The 21,444-nt window shown below is 57.9% G+C and carries 23 protein-coding genes; 16 read left to right on the plus strand and 7 right to left on the minus strand.

The window, feature by feature from the left end:
• Positions 1 to 56: 56 nt before the first annotated feature.
• Both ACZ1G7_RS16605 and ACZ1G7_RS16610 read left to right on the plus strand, forming a co-directional pair.
• The gene (locus ACZ1G7_RS16605) at positions 57 to 623 is read left to right on the plus strand and encodes a F0F1 ATP synthase subunit B' (protein ID WP_472660492.1); all 567 of its coding nucleotides are present in this window, start codon (positions 57 to 59) and stop codon (positions 621 to 623) included.
• Positions 624 to 627: 4 nt separating this feature from the next.
• On the plus strand, positions 628 to 1,185 hold the full coding sequence (locus ACZ1G7_RS16610; protein ID WP_472660493.1) for a F0F1 ATP synthase subunit B: 558 nt from the start codon (positions 628 to 630) through the stop codon (positions 1,183 to 1,185).
• A gap of 104 nt (positions 1,186 to 1,289) precedes the next feature.
• Here ACZ1G7_RS16610 and ACZ1G7_RS16615 read toward each other — a convergent pair whose 3' ends face one another.
• The 3 genes from ACZ1G7_RS16615 to ACZ1G7_RS16625 all read right to left on the minus strand — a co-directional run bounded on the left by ACZ1G7_RS16615 (position 1,290) and on the right by ACZ1G7_RS16625 (position 4,889).
• Positions 1,290 to 3,185 (minus strand): vWA domain-containing protein, encoded by a 1,896-nt coding sequence (locus ACZ1G7_RS16615; RefSeq protein ID WP_472660494.1) that lies wholly within the window; start codon positions 3,183 to 3,185, stop codon positions 1,290 to 1,292.
• A complete protein-coding gene (locus tag ACZ1G7_RS16620; protein ID WP_472663752.1) occupies positions 3,182 to 3,721 on the minus strand; it encodes an RNA polymerase sigma factor in 540 nt (179 codons plus the stop codon). The genes ACZ1G7_RS16615 and ACZ1G7_RS16620 overlap by 4 nt, the downstream gene beginning before the upstream one ends.
• Before the next feature lie 181 nt (positions 3,722 to 3,902).
• The gene (locus tag ACZ1G7_RS16625) at positions 3,903 to 4,889 is read right to left on the minus strand and encodes a P1 family peptidase (protein ID WP_472663753.1); all 987 of its coding nucleotides are present in this window, start codon (positions 4,887 to 4,889) and stop codon (positions 3,903 to 3,905) included.
• 182 nt (positions 4,890 to 5,071) lie between these two features.
• On the opposite strand from ACZ1G7_RS16625, the gene ACZ1G7_RS16630 reads away from it, so the two are divergent.
• The 3 genes from ACZ1G7_RS16630 to ACZ1G7_RS16640 all read left to right on the plus strand — a co-directional run bounded on the left by ACZ1G7_RS16630 (position 5,072) and on the right by ACZ1G7_RS16640 (position 9,540).
• On the plus strand, positions 5,072 to 6,148 hold the full coding sequence (locus ACZ1G7_RS16630; protein WP_472660495.1) for a hypothetical protein: 1,077 nt from the start codon (positions 5,072 to 5,074) through the stop codon (positions 6,146 to 6,148).
• A 292-nt stretch (positions 6,149 to 6,440) separates the two neighbouring features.
• Positions 6,441 to 7,571: a hypothetical protein gene (locus ACZ1G7_RS16635; RefSeq protein ID WP_472660496.1), complete on the plus strand. Its 1,131-nt coding sequence runs from the start codon at positions 6,441 to 6,443 to the stop codon at positions 7,569 to 7,571.
• Positions 7,572 to 7,608: 37 nt separating this feature from the next.
• The gene (locus ACZ1G7_RS16640; protein WP_472660497.1) at positions 7,609 to 9,540 is read left to right on the plus strand and encodes an ATP-binding protein; all 1,932 of its coding nucleotides are present in this window, start codon (positions 7,609 to 7,611) and stop codon (positions 9,538 to 9,540) included.
• A 199-nt stretch (positions 9,541 to 9,739) separates the two neighbouring features.
• On the opposite strand, the gene ACZ1G7_RS16645 is transcribed toward ACZ1G7_RS16640, so the two are convergent.
• Both ACZ1G7_RS16645 and ACZ1G7_RS16650 read right to left on the minus strand, forming a co-directional pair.
• A complete protein-coding gene (locus tag ACZ1G7_RS16645) occupies positions 9,740 to 10,138 on the minus strand; it encodes a hypothetical protein (RefSeq protein ID WP_472660498.1) in 399 nt (132 codons plus the stop codon).
• A gap of 10 nt (positions 10,139 to 10,148) precedes the next feature.
• Positions 10,149 to 10,499 (minus strand): VOC family protein, encoded by a 351-nt coding sequence (locus ACZ1G7_RS16650; RefSeq protein WP_472660499.1) that lies wholly within the window; start codon positions 10,497 to 10,499, stop codon positions 10,149 to 10,151.
• On the opposite strand from ACZ1G7_RS16650, the gene ACZ1G7_RS16655 reads away from it, so the two are divergent.
• The 5 genes from ACZ1G7_RS16655 to ACZ1G7_RS16675 all read left to right on the plus strand — a co-directional run bounded on the left by ACZ1G7_RS16655 (position 10,498) and on the right by ACZ1G7_RS16675 (position 12,985).
• On the plus strand, positions 10,498 to 11,034 hold the full coding sequence (locus tag ACZ1G7_RS16655; RefSeq protein ID WP_472660500.1) for a winged helix-turn-helix transcriptional regulator: 537 nt from the start codon (positions 10,498 to 10,500) through the stop codon (positions 11,032 to 11,034). The two genes, ACZ1G7_RS16650 and ACZ1G7_RS16655, sit on opposite strands and share 2 nt — an antisense overlap.
• 235 nt (positions 11,035 to 11,269) lie before the next feature.
• Entirely contained in the window at positions 11,270 to 11,608 is a 339-nt protein-coding gene (locus ACZ1G7_RS16660) for an ArsR/SmtB family transcription factor (protein ID WP_472660501.1), read from the plus strand.
• Complete coding sequence (locus ACZ1G7_RS16665) at positions 11,601 to 12,086, plus strand: SRPBCC family protein (protein WP_472660502.1); 486 nt, start codon at positions 11,601 to 11,603, stop codon at positions 12,084 to 12,086. The genes ACZ1G7_RS16660 and ACZ1G7_RS16665 overlap by 8 nt, the downstream gene beginning before the upstream one ends.
• Complete coding sequence (locus ACZ1G7_RS16670; RefSeq protein ID WP_472660503.1) at positions 12,083 to 12,490, plus strand: hypothetical protein; 408 nt, start codon at positions 12,083 to 12,085, stop codon at positions 12,488 to 12,490. Before ACZ1G7_RS16665 ends, ACZ1G7_RS16670 begins: the two co-directional genes overlap by 4 nt.
• 78 nt (positions 12,491 to 12,568) lie before the next feature.
• Positions 12,569 to 12,985, plus strand: coding sequence for a hypothetical protein (locus ACZ1G7_RS16675; RefSeq protein WP_472660504.1), 417 nt, complete (start codon positions 12,569 to 12,571; stop codon positions 12,983 to 12,985).
• Positions 12,986 to 13,133: 148 nt separating this feature from the next.
• Here ACZ1G7_RS16675 and ACZ1G7_RS16680 read toward each other — a convergent pair whose 3' ends face one another.
• Complete coding sequence (locus ACZ1G7_RS16680; protein ID WP_472660505.1) at positions 13,134 to 13,580, minus strand: MarR family winged helix-turn-helix transcriptional regulator; 447 nt, start codon at positions 13,578 to 13,580, stop codon at positions 13,134 to 13,136.
• Positions 13,581 to 13,921: 341 nt separating this feature from the next.
• Here ACZ1G7_RS16680 and ACZ1G7_RS16685 point away from each other — a divergent pair, with 341 nt between their 5' ends.
• Positions 13,922 to 14,092, plus strand: a complete 171-nt coding sequence (locus ACZ1G7_RS16685; RefSeq protein WP_472660506.1) for an abscisic acid-deficient protein Aba4 family protein — start codon at positions 13,922 to 13,924, stop codon at positions 14,090 to 14,092.
• Between the two features lie 118 nt (positions 14,093 to 14,210).
• Here the strand turns inward: ACZ1G7_RS16685 and ACZ1G7_RS16690 are convergent, their stop codons facing one another.
• On the minus strand, positions 14,211 to 15,134 hold the full coding sequence (locus ACZ1G7_RS16690) for a LysR family transcriptional regulator (protein ID WP_472660507.1): 924 nt from the start codon (positions 15,132 to 15,134) through the stop codon (positions 14,211 to 14,213).
• 201 nt (positions 15,135 to 15,335) lie between these two features.
• On the opposite strand from ACZ1G7_RS16690, the gene ACZ1G7_RS16695 reads away from it, so the two are divergent.
• The 5 genes from ACZ1G7_RS16695 to ACZ1G7_RS16715 all read left to right on the plus strand — a co-directional run bounded on the left by ACZ1G7_RS16695 (position 15,336) and on the right by ACZ1G7_RS16715 (position 21,444).
• On the plus strand, positions 15,336 to 17,012 hold the full coding sequence (locus ACZ1G7_RS16695) for a BCCT family transporter (RefSeq protein ID WP_472660508.1): 1,677 nt from the start codon (positions 15,336 to 15,338) through the stop codon (positions 17,010 to 17,012).
• Between the two features lie 96 nt (positions 17,013 to 17,108).
• Entirely contained in the window at positions 17,109 to 18,521 is a 1,413-nt protein-coding gene (locus ACZ1G7_RS16700; RefSeq protein ID WP_472660509.1) for a cryptochrome/photolyase family protein, read from the plus strand.
• Between the two features lie 106 nt (positions 18,522 to 18,627).
• Positions 18,628 to 19,848 (plus strand): class I SAM-dependent methyltransferase, encoded by a 1,221-nt coding sequence (locus ACZ1G7_RS16705; protein WP_472660510.1) that lies wholly within the window; start codon positions 18,628 to 18,630, stop codon positions 19,846 to 19,848.
• A gap of 34 nt (positions 19,849 to 19,882) precedes the next feature.
• Positions 19,883 to 20,323 (plus strand): TrgA family protein, encoded by a 441-nt coding sequence (locus tag ACZ1G7_RS16710; RefSeq protein WP_472660511.1) that lies wholly within the window; start codon positions 19,883 to 19,885, stop codon positions 20,321 to 20,323.
• Positions 20,314 to 21,444: a gamma-glutamylcyclotransferase gene (locus ACZ1G7_RS16715; RefSeq protein ID WP_472660512.1), complete on the plus strand. Its 1,131-nt coding sequence runs from the start codon at positions 20,314 to 20,316 to the stop codon at positions 21,442 to 21,444. Before ACZ1G7_RS16710 ends, ACZ1G7_RS16715 begins: the two co-directional genes overlap by 10 nt.

Raw genomic sequence — 21,444 nt, forward strand, 5'->3', positions numbered from 1 at the left:
GGGCGGGCCGTCACGCGGTCCGCCCAACGTCATCTACTGAAGGACTGGAGGCCAATATGGCGGACGAAAACTCCGGCGGAGTAAACCAAGGGCTCGCGGATAGCATCGGCGTGGACGGGGCTGCAACAGCACCCGGTATGCCGCAGCTGGACTTCTCAACATTCCCGAACCAGATTTTCTGGCTCGTGGTCACGTTGATCGTGATCTACTTCGTGCTGTCGCGCGTCGCGCTGCCCCGCATCGGGTCGGTTCTGGCGGAACGCTCCGGTACGATCACCAATGACATTGCCGCCGCCGAGGACCTGAAGCAAAAGGCGCTTGAGGCGGAAGAAGCCTATAACAAGGCGCTGGCTGATGCCCGGGTCGAAGCCGCGCGCATCGTCGACGAGACCAAGGCGCAGATCAAAGGCGAGCTGGACACCGCAATCGCGGAAGCCGACGCCGAAATCGCGGCCCGCTCGGCGGAAAGCGAAAAAGCGATTGCAGCCATTCGCGACAGCGCCAAGGACGACGCCGCGAAAGTGGCCAAGGACATCGCCAAAGACATCGTTGCGGCTGTGGCCCCCGGCAAGATCGACGCCAAATCCATCACCGCGGCCGTGACCGCCAAGACGAAAGGGTAGAGAGATGAAAAAGCTATTTGCCCTCTTGGCGATCCTGCCGGCACCGGCTTTGGCCGCTGGCGACAAGCCGTTCTTTTCGCTGGCGAACACCGATTTCGTGGTGTTCCTGGGCTTCCTCGTCTTCATTGGCGTGCTGCTCTATTTCAAAGTGCCTGCGATGCTGGGCGGCATGCTCGACAAGCGCGCCGAGACCATCAAGGCGGAGCTGGACGAGGCCAAGGCCCTGCGCGAAGAAGCGCAAACCATTTTGGCGTCCTACGAGCGCAAGCACAAAGAAGTGGCCGAGCAATCCGAGCGCATCATCGCGAATGCGAAGAAGGAAGCTGAGGCCGCAGCGGAGCAGGCGAAAGAAGACCTGAAGCAGTCGATTGAACGTCGCCTGGCCGGCGCTGAGGAGCAGATTGCCTCAGCCGAGGCTGCCGCCGTCAAGCAAGTCCGCGACAGTGCGATTGCGATCGCGATTGGGGCGGCTGCGGACGTGGTCGGCTCCAAGACGACCGCCGCAGATCAGAACAGCCTGATCGAGGACGCAATTGAGCAAGTGAAATCCAAACTTCACTAGCCGCGTGGCGTGAGCTAAATGAAAAAGCCCCGGTGGTCTCGCGACCCCCGGGGCTTTTGCGTTTTTGATGGGTACTTGTGGCGGGTGTGAGCCCGCCATGTTGGCTATTGCGCCTTTGACAGGCTTTCAGCCAGACGCATCAAGGTGATCGCCTCCGCCCGGTAGCCATAAACGTCATCGTCTTTGGTTTGGGTGGCCAAGCTGATGGCGTCGGCGTAGCTCCAATCGCCCAGATAATCCGTCCCGCGCAAGAGCTGGCCGAACCCGGCAATCGCCGCCGCAAAGCTGGCCGCGTCGGTGCCCGTCGTGATCGGGGTTTCGATCAACTGGCTGGTGTCCTCCCCCGGTGCTTTGTAGCGCAGGCGCAGGAAGCCCAGCTCGTCGCTATCCGCGACCTCAGCCGCGGTCCCGTACCGCAAGGCGTCATTCAGCACGGCAGACGAGCCCACCGGCGTGACCTCATAAAGCGCTGTGACCTGTAGCCCGGCCCCGATATCGCCCGCATCGACGGCGTCATTGTTGAAATCTTCCCGCTTCAGGGCGCGCGTTTCATAGCCGATCAAACGGTATTCGGCGATCTCGGCGGGGTTCCATTCGACCTGAACTTTCACGTCGCCCGCAATCGGGAACAAGGCACCGGTCAGCTGGTCGACCAGCACTTTGCGCGCCTCCGACAGCGTGTCGATATAGGCAGCCTGACCATTGCCGTTTTGCGCCAGCGTCTGCATCAACGCATCATTCAGGTTGCCGCGCCCGAAGCCCAGCACCGACAAGTAGGTGCCGGTGTCGCGCTTGGCCTCAATCAGGGTTTTCATCTCGGCGTCCGAGTTGAGCCCGACATTGAAATCGCCATCCGTGGCCAGGATCACGCGGGAGATGTCACCTTCGTCAGACATCTGCGCGGCCACCTGGTAGGCCTGTTGCAATCCCGCCGCCCCAGCGGTCGATCCGCCCGCGCTCAGGTTGCTCAAAGCCGCCTCAATCGTTGCGCCATCTGCCGCCTTGGTCGGCTCCAACACCAGCCCGGCGGAGCCCGCATAGGTCACAATCGCCACTTCATCCTCGGGCCGCAATTCGCCCAACATCAGGCGGAAGGATTGGATCAACAGCGGCAACTTATCCGCTGATTGCATGGACCCCGACGTGTCGATCAGGAAGACAAGGTTCAGCGGCGGGCGCGCCGCCACTTCGGGCAATGCACCTTGCAGGCCAATCTGCACCAATTTGGTGCCCGCGTTCCACGGCGTGTCGCTGACAGTGACCTGCGTGGCAAAGGGCACATCGCCCGTGGGCGCGCCGTAGTCATAGGGAAAGTAGTTGATCATTTCCTCGACGCGCACGGCCTCCGGCGCGGGCAGTTGGCCGTTTTGCAAGGACCTGCGAACCCAGGCGTAACTGGCCGTGTCGACATCGGTGGAGAAAGTGGAGACCGGGTCCTCAGACGTGATTTTCAGCGGGTTGGGCTCTTCATTGGCGAAGCGGTCGCGGTTTTGAGGCTCCACCACTATGGCGTCGGTCGGGGCAGGACGGGTCACGGCCTGATCGGCCGCAAAGGAGCTTACAGCGCCCGCTACTGCGCCCAACTCGGCGCGTTTCTGGCGCGTCTGGATGGCGGGTGCGGGGGCGCTTTCGAGCACCAATGGTTCGATGACCACGACCTCCTCTTCGGCCAAACCCAAAGTGTCTTCCAATAGGTACTGCGCGTCCTGCAGCAGGAACGGGTTGCGCTGAACCATCACAAATCCGACCCCGACAATGACGAGGGAGGATGTCGCGAACATCAACGGTTTCAGGGAAACATTTGCAAACATATCGACAAATCCTTTCAAAACGCCCCGCTGTTCGGGGGCTGTTTCGATAGGACGCGCGACGCCGGCGGTTTCTTGGAGCGTATCGAAATTTTCTTCTGCCACGCTCAAAGCCGCCTCGACCTTGGCAGGGTCGGGCGTGGGGGCGGCCTGCATCAGGCGGCGCAGCTTTTCGAGGTCTTCGTTGCTCATATCTTGGCCTCCTTTTCGGCCATCTCGCGCAGGTGCTTTTTGACCTCCGACATGCGCCAGGCGATGGTGCCTTCCGACACGCCCATCACTTGTGCGGCTTCCTTTTGCGTCAAGTCCTCGCCCAATGTCAGGGCGACGGTTTCGCGCAGTTCCGGGGGCAGGGCACGCATGGCGGTTTGCAGCCAATCGTAGCTTTCGCGGGCCTCGGCGGCCTCTGCCTCACGGCGCTTGAAATCCTCGCCCCAGCCATCCCGCGCACGCGCGCGGCGCTGTGATTTGCGGGCCCGGTCTGTGGCCGCGTTCATCACCACGCGGTAAAGCCATGTCGTGAATTTGGCCTCCTCGCGGTAACTGCGCAGCTTGGCGGGCAGGGCGGCCATGATGTCATGGGCCAGATCCTCCGCGTCAGATTTGGATCCGCTCAACCGCCAGCCCATCCGAAAAATCGTGTCATAGTGGCGCCTTATCAGGGTCGCGAACGCATCGCGGTCCCCGTCTCCGGCGGCAATCGCCAAGGCCTCATCACTGGTTTTCATACGCATAATGTGGGTGTGACGAATGAGGTCGGTCAATCCTTGGAATTTTTTTTGACTTTTTGAGTGAGTGCTTCCGCCCGGCACCGCCGGGCAGCCCCCGACCGCCCCCATGGGCGGGGGCTTTCAGCCCGACGCCCGCGGTCGGGGGCTGCCCTGGTTTTTTGGTGTGCGACCAAAGTTTCTACCCGCCAAACCGCTCCTGCCATGTCGGCAGCACATCCCCCTCCGCCGCTTGCGCCTCAAACACCCCGCGCGCAATCGCGCGGCTCAGGCAAATCGCGGCCGCATGGCCGATGTTCAACACGTCGCGCACTGGGTCCTTCACGGCCTGCGCGCCGGTGGAGACGCCAAAGACCAAATCCCCGTCCATCGGCGTGTGCGACGGCCACAGCGCGCGCGCCATGCCGTCCTGCGCCGCCGTGGCCAGTCGCGTGCAGCCCGCTTTGTCTAAAGCTGCATCCGTGGCGACAATTGCAATCGTCGTGGCCCCGCCCAGCTTGGTCGCGGGCGTTTTCGCCGCGTTATGCGTGATTTTGGGGCCGAGCCCGCCAAATTCCGCGCCCAGCTCGCAAGGCGCCGCATGAAAATGCGGGCTGTCATCGACGGTGGCGCTGCCCAAAGCGTTGACGGCAACCAAAGCCCCAACGGTATGTCCCGATGGCAAAACCAGCGAGGCCGAGCCCAGCCCGCCCTTCAAATTCACCGTCGTGGCCCCTGTGCCCGCGCCAACGGAGCCCAGATCGAACGCCTCTCCCCGGGCCTCAAACGCTGTGCGTCCCAAGGCGGGGTAGGGGTTATCGGTCCAACTATGATCACCGCCGCCCGCCAAATCGAAGATGATCGCCGCAGGGACAATCGGCACGATATGCGGCCCAACGGCAAAGCCTTGACCCGCCGCCCGCAGGGCTGATGCCACGCCATCTGCCGCCGCCAACCCGAAGGCGGACCCGCCCGACAGGACCAGCGCATTGACCTCTTGCACCGTTTTGTCAGGTGCCAAAAGCTCCGTCTCCCGCGTGCCCGGCGCGCCGCCCATCACGTTGACGCCCGCGACGAAAGGCGTGTCAGCCGTCAACACGCTCACCCCCGATTTCAGCGCCGCATCGGCGGCGTTGCCAACCTGCAACCCCGCCACATCGGTGATCAAATTCAGCGCCCCGGGGACCATCATTGCCGTTCTCCTTTCCGCGCATCATGGCGTTTTGCGCCCTGTCTACAAGGGGGTGACGAAGGTTCCAAAACCGTCCGTTTTTTCTATGGTGCCCACCGAAATGCCATGGCAAACTCTTATAAATGCCGATTTCATACCTATGTAATGGGTAATAACATTAAAACGAGGGATGTAGATATATGGCCGATTTTGACGCTCAGGTTCGCGAAAGCCAAGCGCAGGTAGAAGAAGCACAAGCCAAGATTTCAGAGCTGACAAGCCGGATTGAAACCGCGCGCAGCAAGCTAAAGTCGGGCGATGACATTTCGATTGATATCGAGAACGCCTCTTTGGAAGATGTGCATGCCCATACCGAGCTGATGAACGCCAATATCGCTGAGCTGATCATGGGGCTCGATGACGTAACCTCCGGATTTTCCAAAGATTTTGACGCGATGCGCGACAAAACCGGGTGGGAAAGCTTTGTTGGCATCTTCTCCAAGGGCAAATCAGAATCCCTGCGTCAGGAACGCATGCGCACGGCCTCTATCGATGACAAATTGCAGGATTTGATCGGCAAATCCGACCAGATCGTGGCCCTTCTGCAAGGCCAGCTTACCGTGCTGGAGGAGCAGAAAATCAAGGTTGAAGGCAACCTGACGGAGACGCTGGACGAGCGCGAAATGACCGTGGGCGAATTGGAAAGCCTGCGTTCTGAGATCCTCGGCATGGACCCGAAGATCATCGAGATGGAGAATAAAATCTCCGTTGAGCAAGACGCCGCCGCCCGCACCAAGCTGGAGACGGAGCTCGCCGACCTGAACACCAAGTACAACGAGATGGTCCAGCAAGAGCAGGTCAAACTGGCCAAATCCCAAACGCTGGAACGCTATATCGAGAAGGGTAAAACTTGGATCGACAGCCTGCAAAATCAGGCCGCGACCCAGATGGTGCTGATCAACAAGCTGGAAACCGACACCAAGCAACGCGTTGTTTTGTACGATGCGCTGACCAAATCCTTGAAAACCGCCCAGCAGCAGGACGTGGCCCACCAGATCAACGAAATCGGCGTCAAAACCGACCAGGAGGCCCAGGCCGCCATGGCTGGCATCGGGTCAGCGACGAATGCCCGCATGGCCGAAATGATGGAAGCCCATGAGGATCAGATGGTCTTCGCCCGCAAGGTGTTGGAGCAGAAAGCCAAAGCCGACGAACGCTTCGCCCGCCGGTTTGAGAAGATCGTCGAGAAGCACGACAAGAACTTATATGGCGCTTGATCCGAGGTTCAAAGACCATGATCCACGGCCGCTAAAGCGGATTGAACGCCGTATCTACTTGGGATGGGCTTGCATGATCTTGATAGTGATTTTTGCTGCCATGATCCAAACCTACGAGAGTGCTATGTCGGCGCTGGTTTTGGAATTGACTTGGCTGTCGCTGTTTTCGTGTTTTTGGATCATTGGTGCTTTAGTTCTGACAAGGCTAGCGAGAGACTTCGGGATTACGCGCTCTATAGACCCAGACAGCCCCTACGGTCGGATCGAATTATGGATGTCTAAAGAACTTTAAATGACTGACGACCTCAACCTCACAATCGACCACCAAGGTCTGACCGATGATCTCGCCGCGCGGCGCTATTTTGCGAAGTTCGAGCGGATAACCGGGCACCTATCCCGCGTCGCGGCGGAGATGGAGGTGGAACGCACTTTCGACAAGCGTGACGTTTCAATCATCAGCGCTTATGTGCAACAAATCGCATTCACTTTCCGTGCGCTCAGTCACAAGTATCTGCTGACGGGCCGGGATACGGGAACCTTCTTTGGTTCGCTCACCATCGACAAAAACGAATCCGGCTTCCCGGTCTTTGGCGAGATCATGAAGATGGCCAATGACGCGCAGCAGGCGGGCAAGCATTTGGCCGGCATGCGCTCCAAATCCGAGCTGAAGGATGAGATGATCCGCCAGATCGTGGGCGACCTGAGCATCCCCACCAAGCTGCAATATGCGCTTGCCCAGCGGCTCTATTATGAGCAGCTGGAACGCGGAGAGTTGTTCTGGGCCACCAACGATCCGCAAGCCATCTGGGCCGGGAATGAGGGCGAACGCCGCCGCTACCTGCTGCATTGGGCCATTTACGATAGCCAGCAAAACGTGCCCACCATTTACCTGATGGAAGTCGAGGATACTGGCGATGTCGCCCTGCCAAAAGACGCCCGCCGCTGGCCATCTGTGCAGGCGCATCTGACCGCGCAGGGCTCTTCCGGCCTGAAGCTTTTGACCATCGCGCAGGGCTTTGATCGTGACTTTGATGACATCCACCCCAAGCGCCTGCGCCGCATCCATGTGGGCCCGATGTATAGCCACGCCTTCACCCAGCAATCCGGCCCGATCCGTGACGTGCTGGCGGAGGCGCAAGGCGGGCCGGGCGAAGACTGGACCCTTGCCTGGACGCTGGAGACGCTGAATTCCGAACGTGTCGAATTGGAGAAGAAAGGCTGGTTCAGCTCGGTCGAGCGTGAGATTTTCGCCCTCGACCCCTTCGCCGGGCGCGGCGCGGAAACTGGCGCCACCAGCACGGAGCGGTCCGTCATCATGCCGCAAAAGCCCTACCAAGTGCTGGCCGAGAAAAACCCGGCAGGCTTTTCGGGCATCCGCAAATTTGTTGTCAGCCCATCGGGCCGCGTCGTTTCGCAAAGATAGGGTGGGCAACATCTGCCCACCATCAAGAGGATAAAATATGAGCCAATCCGCAGATTTTATGGAGCTGAAAGAAGATGCGATCCGCGCGCATTACCCGGCGGCCACGGCCATGCTGGACGGACTCGACCACACCCCGCGCATCGCCAAGGCCAAGGAAGCGCCCGCCGCTGAACGCTCCGCGGGCATCGGCACGCGCCGCCGGTTTCGGTCTACCACGCCCGGCCTTGTTACCCGCACCACTGCGCGCCCGGAGGGTGTCAAACTCATTGACCGGATCGAAGGGGTGGGCGATGACGCGCTGCCCTCCGCCCTGCAAGCCACGGTGCTGCAATCCCTGCGCCGCGCGCTTGCGATCAGCCTCACCGTTGGCGATCAGTTTGCTGAGGCCACCGGGCTGGCGGAACTGAAGCGCGAGAACCTAGAAGGGCGGCTTTCTGATGCCAAAAAGGCTGAATTCACCGACCTTCTGGCGGCCGAAGCCCTCGCCACATTGTTCAGTTTTGCCAATGCCGCCTCCTACCTTTTGTCGGCCCAAGCCACGGAAACCACGGTCGAAATAGGCGGCGTTGAGGAAATCCTGACCGACAACGCCCAGCTCGCCCTGCACGGCGCGCTATGGGAGCTTGACCAAGACCTCGCGCTTTTCGCCGACAGTGATCCCAAGACCACCGCAACCGTGCTGGCCTTCACCGAACAGCTGATGGAAAAAGCCGCCCTGCGCGCCCAAAACACCCCACGTCTGGAGCCGTTCAATCAGGCCAGCTACCGGGTTGAGGCGGATGACCTGACCATCAACGGCTTCACCCCCGCCCGCGCCGCCAAGGGATCCAAGCTGACCATGACCTTCAAGAAACCGAATGAGGTCGTCGGCAACCACATCGCGAAATACCAGTCCATGAAGCTCGCCAAAATGCTGATGGCCTATGATTTCGACCGCAAGCTCAACCCTTTCGCAGAGCTCGGCGGTTTCATCTTCACCTTCATGGGCGACGGCGCGCCGGGCACCGGGAAAACCACGCTGATCCAGATGATGGCCGGGCTGATTTCGGGCTATTGCGAGACTGCCGGTTATGCCTTCCGCTACCAGAACCTCTCCACCGACAATATCGACAGCTATCAGGGCAAGTCCGGCCAAAACGCCAAGGCCTTCATCAACAATGTCATCGACCCGAACGTTATCGGCTTCGGCACCATCGACGATATCGACCAGCTCGCGGGCAAGCGTGGCGATCGGCAATCCTCTGCGGGTCAGCTTGAAATCACCGCCGTGCTGATGGAAAGCTTCGCCGGCGCTAATACCGTCGTGCGTGGCAATTGCACTTTTGGCATGTTCTCCAACTACCCCGAAAATGTCGACGACGCGCTGCGCCAGCGGGCCGGCGCGCGCTTCCTCGTCGATGGGCCGCAAACCCGTGACGACTATGTCGACATCCTCAATCTGCTGATGGGCAAGAACCACGACATCCCTTTGGGCGATTTTGAACCCTTCGCCGCGCAGGAAATCAAGAAAGCCGTCGCCGCCAGCTTTGAAAGCCACGGCAAACCGCATGAGGAAGGCTTGCTCAACGTTTTCGACCGCGTCTCCTCCGAGATCGGCGAGCTGAACACGATCAACAAGCTCGGCACCTATCTCAAAGGCATCCAGGAGGCCGACCACCGCTTCACGGGCCGCGCGATCAAAAACATCACCGACGCCGTCAAAGTCCGCGCCATGGATTTCGAACTGCCGGATGAATGGATGGAAGAGCCCGACCTGTTCCTGTTCAAAAGCTATGACGAGAAAAAGGGTATGATCGAGGAACTCCGCCAACCCATCACGGTCGACATGGTCATCCAGGAAATCAACCGCTACGCGGATTCCGAGTTCCGCTACGCCGACAAGTCCGACGAGGTCGCCATTGCGAATATGGTTCGGGAGTATGGGCTGACGGAAGAAGCGAAGAGGCGGTATTTGGCTTCAAAAGAATGACAAGCTGACGGCTGTTGAAAGCGCCATTGGGCTCGGACTCAAATCGAAGGCGCCGAGTTAGGTTCTGAACGCTTCGCCACTGGTTCGAGAAGCGCTCAGAACGCCCGCCTTGTTTTGCCTCTGCATAAGTCAGCCCAACCTTCCCAAACAGCTGCAAGTGGCGCTTCGACTACTTGAGACACAAGACTATCTGGCTTGATTATTTGACGCCCCGATAGATCACACCCAGCGCCAATGCGAACAGTCCGAATTGCAAGACAAGGTACCCGGTTTCCATGACAACGAACCTACCGGCGTTTGGCACATTCTGCTTCGCGACCAGCGCCAGAACATGCGAAGTCCAGAAAAACAAACCCATAAGACCAGCGAACTGAAATGCCCGTACAAAACCGGCACTGCATGTATGGAACAACGGGTAAATCAGCGCCAACGCCAAACCTTGAATGACGATCACCGACAAGCCTACGGGAATATTTGGTTCTCCGGTAAAATAACCAAACGCTTCATATTTCTCTTTGAATAGGCCTGTGTGCCAACCGACTGCCAGCGGAAAAACGATTGCGATGTATGCCGTGGCAGCCAATAGGATCTTTGTCATTGTTCGTTCCTTACATGCCCGGCGCGCGTTTCCAGAGCGCCATTGGCGCGCCGCCTGGATCGCGGATAAAGCTGGCATCACCAGCAGGGCCTTTAAGGTTTTCGGCTATGATTTCGGCACCATGTTTACGCGCGTTCTTAACAGCGGCTGGCAGGTCGTCGACTTCAACATATGGAACCCATCCTGAAACGTCCTTCATGGCATCGGCAGTTGCAGCGAAAGGCATTTCCTGCCCTGCCGCGGTCAAAAACGTCATGGAGCCGATGTCATTGGCTGCCCAATCAAATGCGTTTTGCAAAAAATCAGTCGTTGCGGGACGATTTCCGCCGATGTTGTCGAACCAGACGAAGGGAGATGGCATGATCAAATTCCTCTTTTATAATGCAAGTGGTTTTGATCTGTTAGTCAACTTACTTGCATATTGCAAGCAGAAAGCCGCATACTATATTGTCCCTATGAACAAAGCCCGATCTCCCATATGGCATGGTTGCCCAACCCGCTATGCAGCAGGAATTTTCGGTGACAAATGGTGTTTCATTTTGCTCCGGGATGTATTGCTGCATGGAAAACGGACTTATAGTGACTTCTTGAACGGACCTGAGGGTATTTCGACAAACATTCTCGCTGACCGCCTATCAAGGCTTGAGGCTGCAGCAATGTTGGATCGGCAAATCGACCCGCGAAAAGCGAGCAGAATTTGCTACTTCCCGACCCGCAAGGCGCGCGACGTCCTCCCTTCTTTGATTAGCATGATGGTTTGGTCCACTAAGTACGACGAGAAGACCGAAGCTCCAGACACATTTGCAAAGGCCTTTCAAAGCGACCCCAACGGGACCATTGCTTGGTACGAGGCTGAAATTGACCGAGTAGATGAAGAGATCCGTAAAGCACCGTAAGCAATGGGTGGGCGTTCGACGTCACGGATAGAAGGCAGGCGTTTGCCTCAGCTGAAGTCAGAACGGCCATTCAAAAAAAATGTAGAAATCGTAATTTCTTGGGCTCTCCCGGAAGGCTCACTGTCCTTGCATGGAAGACCGCTGCGCGAAACCTATGACAGGGGGAGACAGCATTTCGAGCGCGTGTTTATTTTTCCGATTGATTAATTAACTAGTTAGTTTAATACATATCCTCATGAACGCTTCCGATCAACTTGACGCTGCATTTGCAGCGCTTGCCAACCCGACCCGACGGGCGATCCTTGCTCAACTGGCGCAAGGTGAGGCCACTGTTAATGCCTTGGCAGAGCCATTTGATATGAGCCTGCCTGCAATTTCCAAACACATCCGAGTCCTAGAAAACGCTGGGCTGATCACACGCGGGCGGAACGCACAATTCCGGCCTTGCACATTGAATGCAGACCCTTTGCAGGTTGTTTCAAACTGGACCGATCAATACCGCCATATCTGGGACGCGCGTTTTGACGTGATGGATGAACTTCTCCAAACAATGAAAGAACAAACCAATGAATGACGAACACAACTGGGTCAAAGTACGCCGCGAATTTGCCGCGCCGATTGACGCGATTTGGGACATGTGGACTGACCCAGACTTGTTCAAGCAGTGGTATGGCCCGATGGGCATGTCCGTTCCAACGGCCGAAATGGACGTCGTTGTTGGCGGTATCCGCAAGGTTTGTATGGAGATGAAGTCGCCCGAACGGACGATGTCAATGTGGTTCACGGGCGTCTACAAGGAGGTCAATCGCCCCTCACGGCTCGTCTATACAGAAAGCATGTGCGACGAAGACGGCACGATCATTTCACCTCAAAGCATGGGGATGCCTGAAGGCCACCCTGATATCACCGAAGTTATCGTCGAGCTGAGCGAAGCTGGCGGAAAAACCGTGATGACGATGGTTCATGTTGGCGTCATTGCAGGAACAGCCGGAGACGGTGGATGGAACCAGGCGATCGACAAACTGGCAGACCTTGTTGCGACCACCGCATGACCGGGGTCGTTCTACATTCAGCCTCAGTGGTTGGTTTTATGGTCGTCAGCTTCGCGGCGCAGGGCCTTTCTCATTTTCTGGTGAACAAGGACCATTTCGCGGCAGTGTCATATTTACGCGAAAATCCCATCATTCCTATGGGGCTCTCCGCGATGGTGGTCCAAGGGTTGATCGTGTCCATGGCCTTACGCGCCTGGCGTGGTGGGGATGCTACCATTGCAAATGGGGTCACAATCGCGCTGGCTTTTGGCCTGTTCCTGATAGCCTACATCGCGTTGGTTGAACCTGCTAAGTACGAGGTGCCTGACATCCTCGCTTGGATCCGCGTAGAAGGCATCGTGGGAATTTTGCAGTTCTCAGTCTTTGGGCTTTTGCTGGGGATCATCCACAGCAAAATCGGGTGATACCTGTCACAAACGCCACCCAAAATTCCAGACACACGGCACTCTGCTTTGCGTTGCTAAAATCCCGAAAGTCACGACATGTCAGACGTATCCACAAAAACCACGGGTTGGAACCCGATCCCGCGAGCCCTCAAAGGGTTATCGATTGGAATGGCTTTGTGGGCCGTTGGATCGGCGATGAACCTACCAAACCTGATGGCGAATGGGTTGCCGGTGTTCGGCACATTTGTGACTGGCATCGGTGCCTTTCTCGTCGTCCTGTTTCTGGATTTCATTGGACCCTTGGTCTTTTTCTATGCGCTGTGGCACAGAAAACCTTGGGGCGTCCGATGGGCGTGTTTCTACATTGGGCTGTTTCTTGCGAACGGTTGTGTGGCGCTATTTACCGTTGCCGATCGACTTGGCTATCTACAAATCTTGATACCCAACATCGTCAGCTTGATATTCCTCGCCGTCATCCTTTGGAAACGATCATATTTTTCCGGACCTGATTAATATTTCAATACGTTGAGACACGCTCAGTATTGCCCGGTCAGAGACCATCGGAACTGCAAGAGGTGACCTAAGCGGGTCAAAACACCAATGACGCTAACGCGGACTGGCCTGCTGCCGTTCATTCCGATTGCACCAATGGTCAGCCTTCTTAGGCTAGGGTATCCCCTGTGCCCCCGATCATACGGCGCAGCATTCCAGAGAACTGATCCAACTCTCCATCTTCCCATCGATCGCCAAAAAGATAACCTGCGCGCTTCGAGAATGTCGCAAGGCTCTGCGACAATTTCTCTCTACCTGTCGCCGTAGCAACCACGAAGACCAGTCTGGCGTCCCGGTCATCAACCTCCCGACCTACGAGCCCGATTTTCTCCATTGGGGAAGCCATGCGGGTGATAGTGGAGGCGCTTACATGCATGCGCTTTGCCAAATCGACCCGTGAAAGGCGGTTTGCTGTTGCGCGCTCAAGGTGGAGCAGCAACAGGAACTCATTCACAGATATTCCATGAACGGCCGAGAACTCGCCAGATAGTCCCGCTCGGAAGTCTTCAGCCACTTGGATCAAACGAAGTGCGTTGGTGGTACATAAATCAGTCATACAAATAAATTATTGCGAATCACTTGCGAATGCAAGCAATTTGCATGAAATATGACTCACCCTCCCCAAAACTAATTTGGTGCCAAAATGCTCTTTGAAAATTTGTTCTCGCTCGCTGGAATCGTCGCCATCACCGGATGGCTGATGCTTCTGATCTCACCGTTGATGCCAATATGGTCTGACAGGATCGCAGGGGTTTTATTGCCGCTCGTACTCTCATTGGGCTATGTGGTTCTCTTGATCGTGCCCGCATCCGCAAGCGGCGGAGGCTTTGCAACGCTAGCCGAAGTTATTGCTCTTTTTCATTTGAACAGGCCGCATTGGCTGGCTGGGTCCACTTCTTGGCCTTCGACCTCTTCATTGGTGCCTGGACTTGTCGAATAGCGAGGTCGGAGGACATTCATTTCATTCTGGTCCTACCTTGTTTGCCCGTCATCTTTCTGTTTGGTCCGGCAGGATTTCTCGCATTCCAGGCAATTAGAGCGGCTCGAAGCCGGTTGAGACACGGATGAGCGCCGGATAGCAGCCATTATCCATCGCGCAGCATTGGTCAAAATGGGTTGTAAGCGGACTTTCGTGCTTGCGCTATTATTCCTCAACCCTGCTTTTGCTCACACCGAATAGCGCTTGTTACGCCGCATTATGCGCCTCTTTCAGGCAGTTCAGAAAGGTTAGCGTCTTGCGGTCGGGTTCGGGTTGTTTGCGGGTGATGGCGGCGAAGGTGGAGACGTAGCGGGTGCGCTCGGGGTCGACGGGGCGGACCTTGCCTTTGGACAGGAAGGTTTCGGCCACGTGATCGGCGAGAAATCCCAGATAGCTGCCGGATTGGATCAGCAGCGACAGCGCTTCTTCATCCTGGACGCGGGCGGCGCGGCGCATGCCCAGGGCTTGACCGGCTTTCATATTGGGAGAATTGAAGCCGAAGCCCGCATATTTGTACTTTGACAGGTCAATCCCGGCCAAACTGCCTTCTGGCGAGTCGAAAAGCGCGTGCCCCGCGCCACAATAGAGCGTCATCCATTCTTCATAGATCACCTCGTAAGTCAGCGAGATGGACTGGCGATGGATCGGTACGATGCCGATATCCATGGAGCCATCGATGACGCGGCCCTCGATCCCGTTGGGCGGTTCGACCGATATTTCAAGCGAGACATCCGGGGCCATCCGGTCGAATTTCTGGATTGCGGAATGGATGAAGGCATTGGGATTTGTGGTGGATTGATCGAACAGGCCAAGGCGCAACGTACCGGCCAGATTGGTGTGGATGTTGTCGACCGAAGACTGAAAATCATCAATAGATGCCAGTAGCTTGCGGGCTGATGTTAGAACCCGTTCACCTTCGGTGGTCAGCGAAAATCCGGCGGGCCCGCGGTTGCACAGCTTAAGACCCAACCTCAGTTCAAGATCCGCAATATGCTTTGAAATCGTGGACCGGCCGATGTTCAATTCAGGCTCCGCAGCGGCCAGCCCACCGGACTCGGTCACGGCCACAAAAACCCGGACCAACCGGATATCGACATCCCCGAGGCTTTTGAGATGGGCGCGTTTAACCACCGAATGTTGCCAATTTATGAAACCATGGATCAGAATGTTCGTACTTATCAAACGTAACTATTTCTGCTTTCCTGTAAACAGGGGGAGAGCGGTGTGCCGACAAGACGGTCTCAATCGCGACTTAACGCCCCAAAATGAAAAGGCCCGGGCTGCGGCGCTGTGCGTCATGGCTAACCGGGCAAAGCAACAGGGAAACTCTTAATGTCTGTAAAACCTCCATTAACAGATCTTCCGATCAAGACCGCAGATAGCGGTTTTTATCGGGGGTTCAGTGTGAACGTGGCGGTGATCAGTAAGGTCATCATCTCATGTCTGGTTGTATGGTGCATCGTCTGGCCGACCGAGGCCGGCACCATCCTTGGGAACTGGAACACAGCTATTCTGGCGCAATTTGCGGCGTGGTATATCTGGGTTGTGACGGCCTTCGTCATCGTCTGCATCGGTCTGGCGCTGTGGCCTGCGGGCGGCAAGCTGAATTTGGGGCAGGACGGCGAGGTGCCTGAATTCTCCAACTTCTCATGGTTCTCGATGATGTTTGGCGCCGGTATCGGCGTGGGCATGCTGACCTGGGCCGTGGCGGAGCCGGTGGCGCATTTCAAAAACAACCCAGCCGTTATTCAGGGCATCACCACGGGGCTCGACGCCAATAACGTGCGCGAGGCCTATGTCTGGTCCTACCTGCATTGGGGCTTGGGCGCATGGGCGTGCTACGCGATTGCCGGGCTGGCTTTGGCGTTTTTCAGCTACCGTCGCGGGTTGCCGCTGACGATCCGGTCATCTTTGACGCCTTTGTTTGGGAAGGCCTTGTCCGGTAATCTGGGTCACTTGATCGATATCGTGGCCGTGGTTGCGACCATCCTTGGTGTGGCGCAAACCCTTGGCTTCGGTGTGGAGCAATTCGTGGCCGGTCTGACGCGGATTGGCATTGGCGGCCTGGTGCTGGAAGACGGCTCGGCGACGACGCTTGGTATCGTTGTGGCGTTGCTGGTGATCATGGGCGCGTCGACGCTGTCTGCGCTGTCCGGTGTTGGTAAAGGCATCAAATGGCTGTCGAACATCAACATGGTGCTGTCGATTGTGCTGCTGGGCTTTTTCATCATCTTCGGGGCGACCTGGTTTGGTGCGTCAGCCTTCTTCGTAGGCATTTTCGACTACCTCGTGGCGCTGCCATGGCTGAGCTTCAACGTCTATTCCTCTGATGGTGTCGAGGGCTCAGAAGCATTCCTGCTGACGCAATGGCAGGGCTGGTGGCCGGTGTTCTACTGGGCCTGGTGGATCGCATTCGCACCCTTCGTGGGGCTGTTCCTGGCGCGTATTTCGCGCGGCCGGACGATCCGCGAATTCGTGCTGGGCGCGATGATCGTGCCGTCGCTGATGTGCTTTGTCTGGTTCGCATGGGCCGGTGGCACTGCGATTGATCTGGAGCTGAACGGCGACGCCAACGGGGTGATCCTGGACGCGGCTAATGGCGACAAGATCTTCGCCATGACCGAGTTCATGCTGGCCCCGATTGCCGAAGCTTTGGCTTGGGCCATGGCTGTGATGATCGTTGTGTTGCTGATGACGTTCCTTGTGACCTCGGCCGATAGTGCGGTGCTGATCGTGAACACGATCAACGCGGCGGGCGACGAGGGCCCGAAAGCGCGTCCGCATATCCTGTTCTGGGGCGCTGCCTTGGCGCTGGTGGTGGGCGGATTGCTCATCTCTGGCGGGACGGGCGCGATCCAGACCGCGATGGTGATCGGTGCCTTGCCCTTCTCGGTCGTGATGGCCTTGATGTGCATCGCGCTTGTCAAAGCGATCTGGAACGATGGCCGCCGCGAGGCTGCTGGCGTGCCGACCACGGTCGACAATATCGAAGGGATGCCGGCTGAATAGGCCAAGCATTTCGTAGATTTAAAAGCCCCGGTCGTAGGATCGGGGCTTTTTCTTTTGCGGTGGTTGACGCAGGCCCTGTGGCGCTAGGTTTGCGATATGACTGACGCACCTATTTTGTTTTGGCTGCGCCGCGACCTGCGGCTGGCTGACCACCCCGGACTGACCGACGCCGCCGCATCTGGCCGACCTGTGATCCCGGTTTTCATCCATGACGAAGTTGTTGAGACCCATGGGGCCTGCCCAAAATGGCGGCTGGGCTTGGGGGTCGCGCATTTTGCGGAAGTGCTGGCGGGGATCGGGTCCAAGCTGATCCTGCGGCGCGGGGACGCGTTGGAGGTGCTGCGGGAGTTGGCGGCGGAGACAGGCGCGGAGGCGGTCTACTGGTCGCGCGCCTATGACCCGGTCGCGATTGCACGCGACACAGGCGTCAAGGCGGGGTTGAAAGCAGACGGCATCGAGGCGCGCAGCTTCACCGGGCATCTGTTGTTTGAACCTTGGACGGTGGAGACCAAGACGGCTGGATTTTACAAGGTTTTCACGCCGATGTGGAAATCGGTGCGGGGCAGGGAGCTGGACCGCGCCTTGCCTGCGGTGACAACCTTGCGCGCGCCCGATACGTGGCCCGACAGCGATGATCTAAGCGATTGGGGCATGGGTGATGCGATGCGACGGGGCGTGGGTATCGTCGGGCAATATGTCTGTGTCGGGGAAGACCGCGCGCAGGCGCGGCTGTCTGAATTTATCTCTGAGCGGATCAACGACTACCAAAAAGCGCGCGATATCTTGGCAATGGACGGCACCTCCATGCTGTCGGAAAACCTGACCTACGGGGAGATTTCGCCGCGCGCCTGCTGGCATGCCGGATGGGCCGCCCTGAACGCGGGCAAGTCCGGCGCCGAGACGTTTTTGAAGGAACTGGTCTGGCGCGAGTTTGCCTATCATCTCGCCTATCACACGCCCCATATCGTTGATCGCAGCTGGCGCGAGGAATGGGATGCGTTTCCGTGGGAAGATGACGCGCAGTCCAAAAACCTGCGCGCCTGGCAGCAGGGCCGAACGGGCATTCAACTGGTCGATGCGGCGATGCGGCAGATGTATGTGACGGGCTATATGCACAACCGGGGGCGGATGATCGTGGCCTCTTATCTGACCAAGCATTTGATGACGCATTGGCGGCATGGTCAGGCGTGGTTTGACGACTGTTTGATCGATTGGGACCCTGCCAGCAACGCGATGGGCTGGCAATGGGCTGCGGGCTCCGGCCCGGATGCGGCGCCGTATTTTCGGGTGTTCAACCCCGATACGCAGGCCGAAAAGTTCGACAAGGACCGCGCCTACCGCGCGCGCTATCTGGGTGAGCTGTTCAAAAGCCATGAACCCCCGGCTGCGCAGTTCTATGAGGCGGTCCCGAAAGCGTGGGGGCTGTCGATCGCGGATCGCTATCCCAGCCCGATTGTGCCGCTGGACGCAGGTCGCGCCCGCGCGCTTGAAGCCTATGCAAACCGCTAGCTGACTTAGCGTCAGCTTGCTTATGACGCTGAGTTTATTTGAAACTTCTTGAGCGGATGGCGCGTATCTGTCTAACATAAGGCCGGAATTTTGGGGGAGTGGGGCGATGCAAGTCCTGACAACGACTGACGGGCAGGCCGACCTGCCGCGCTATTTCAAGCAAGCTTTTGACACCGCGATGCGGCTTGAAAGCGGGCGCCTGGACATCAAACTGCCCGATGGGCGCGTGTTCCGCGCGGAAGGCGCCAAACCCGGCCCGGTTGCCGAATTCACCGTGCACAACACCGATCTGTTTTCCCGCATCGTGCGGGAGGGCGATCTGGGGTTTTGCGACGCTTACCTTGATGACTGGTGGTCGACGCCGGATTTGCAGGCCTTCATGGATTTGGTCCATGCCGACAATGACGACGTCTATGACGGCTACCCGGGCATGGTGCTGGTACGCGCCTATGAAAAGATGCGGTTTTGGATGCAGTCGAATTCCAAGGCGCAGGCCAAAAAGAACATCAGCTACCACTATGATCTGGGCAATGAATTCTACGGGCTGTGGCTTGATGACAGCATGACCTATAGCTCTGCCTTGTTTAAGAATGGTCAGGAAGATCTTGAGAAAGCTCAGGAAAACAAATACGCCAGCATGGTCGATCAGATGGGCGTGGTCGCCGGTGATCATGTGTTGGAGATCGGCTGCGGCTGGGGCGGGTTTGCCGAATATGCCGCCAAGGAACGCGGGTTGAAGGTGACCGGGCTGACGATCAGCAAGGAACAGCATGACTATGCGGTCGCGCGGATGAAACGGCTGGGCCTCAGCGATATGGTCGAGATCAAGATGCAGGATTACCGCGACGAGACGGGGCTTTATGACGGGATCGCCTCCATCGAGATGTTTGAGGCGGTCGGCGAAAAATACTGGCCTGTCTATTTTGACACCGTGCGCGAGAGGCTCAAGCCCGGCAAACATGCAACGTTGCAGATCATCACCGTGAAAGATGCGCGCTGGGAGATTTACCGCAAAAGTGTTGATTTCATTCAGAAATACATCTTCCCGGGCGGCATGCTGCCCAGCCCCACCGTGCTGCGGGCCGAGATTGCTAAGGCGGGGTTGCAGCTGAAAGGCTCGATTGAGTTTGGCCAAAGCTATTCCGACACGCTGCGCCGCTGGCATGACACGTTCAACGAGCGTTGGGACGAGGTCGCTGCGATGGGTTTTGATGCACGTTTTCAACGCATGTGGAATTTTTATCTGACCTCTTGCGCCAGTACATTTTGGAGTGGAAACTGCGACGTGACGCAGATCACAATGACACGGCCCATTCAGACCCGGTAAAAAACGGGCCGGGCCCCAATATGAGGCCCGAGCCATGCCAACCGCCGCGCGACTTATCTCCGCCGTCCTTTTTGCATTGATTGGGTTTCTGGTGGCGGGCACGATTGTGCCGCAACTGCCCGAGGGCATGCCGATCCGCTATCTTTACCCGCTTTGCCTGCTGATCCCGGCGCTTTGCGCTTGGCGGGTGATTGGGCGTCTGATCGGGCGCGGCGCCGTGAACGCGATCAACACCGGCGTCTACGGCGTTGTTTGTTCAGTGGTTTTCACGGTTCTGGCATTCGCGATTGGTGAAATGCTGAAGCGCTCCATGCGGTTGCAGTATGGCGGACCGATGGATGCGATCACCGGCATGTTCGGGATTTTTCTGGAATACGCGGTGCTGCTGGCGACACCCATGGGCATTGGCATTTTGCTGGTTGGCGGCGCTGTGACCGGGTTGATCGCCGAATGGGCGCATAAGAAATGGGGGTAGCGCTGCTGCCGCGCGTTTTCCTGTTTGGCACCCTGCGCGACCGCATGCTTTTGGATATCGTGGCCGGCGGCGCGTTGAGCGTGTCTGACGCGGTTTTGCCCGACCACCGTGTTGCAACCGCCAAAGACCAGTCCTTTCCCATCCTTGCCAAACAGGCGGGCGCGCAGGCGCAGGGGCTTTTGGTGAACGCGCCAGATCCGGATCAGCTGGCCCGGCTGGATTACTATGAAGCCCCTTATGCTTACACGCGCATGCCGGTGATCGTCCATGTGGATGGCAAGCTGACAGACGCGGAGGTCTACCGCCCGAAGGCGGAGACATGGCAGCCCGCAGCGGATTGGTCGCTGGACGACTGGCAGCGCGACTATGGCCCGTTGATGCGCGAAGCGGCGGTTGAAATTATGGAAGAGTTCGGACACAGCTCGCCCGCCCAGATCGGGGCGCGGATGGGCGTGATCCGCACCCGGGCGCAGCAGCGTGTGAATGCGCGGGACATGTCGAGCCCGACAATGCTACGCAAGGAACATACCCGCAGCGATGTAGAAATTGTCGACAAAAGAAGACCTTACAACCACTTCTTCACAATGGAAGATTTGGAACTGCGCGCCCGGCGTTTTGACGGGGGCATGTCAGAGGTGATGGAACGCGCCGTCTTTGCGGCGGCCGACGCGGTGACGGTGTTGCCCTACGATCCTGTGCGCGACGTGGTGATGCTGATCGAACAGTTCCGCCCCGGATGCTACCTGCGCGGCGACCCGAACCCATGGTCATTGGAGGTCATCGCCGGGCGGCAGGACCCCGGCGAGTCGCATGAACAGACAGCGCGCCGCGAAGCGATGGAAGAGACCGGTTTGACGCTAGGCGCGCTGCACAAGGCCAACAGCTATTACAGCTCGCCCGGCACGAATACGGAATATTTGACCTCCTATATCGGGATCGCGGACCTGCCGGACACCATCGCAGGTGTCGGCGGATTGGACAGCGAAGCGGAAGACATCCGTTCGATGGTGGTGCCGTTTTCAACGCTGATGGAGGCGGTAGAGGCGGGTGAGGCTGAAAATGCCCCGTTGCTGATTTCAGCACTGTGGCTTGCCGCGCATCGGGACCGGCTGCGCGGCTGA

It is taken from the genome of Litoreibacter sp. JB4-2 (assembly GCF_055693445.1).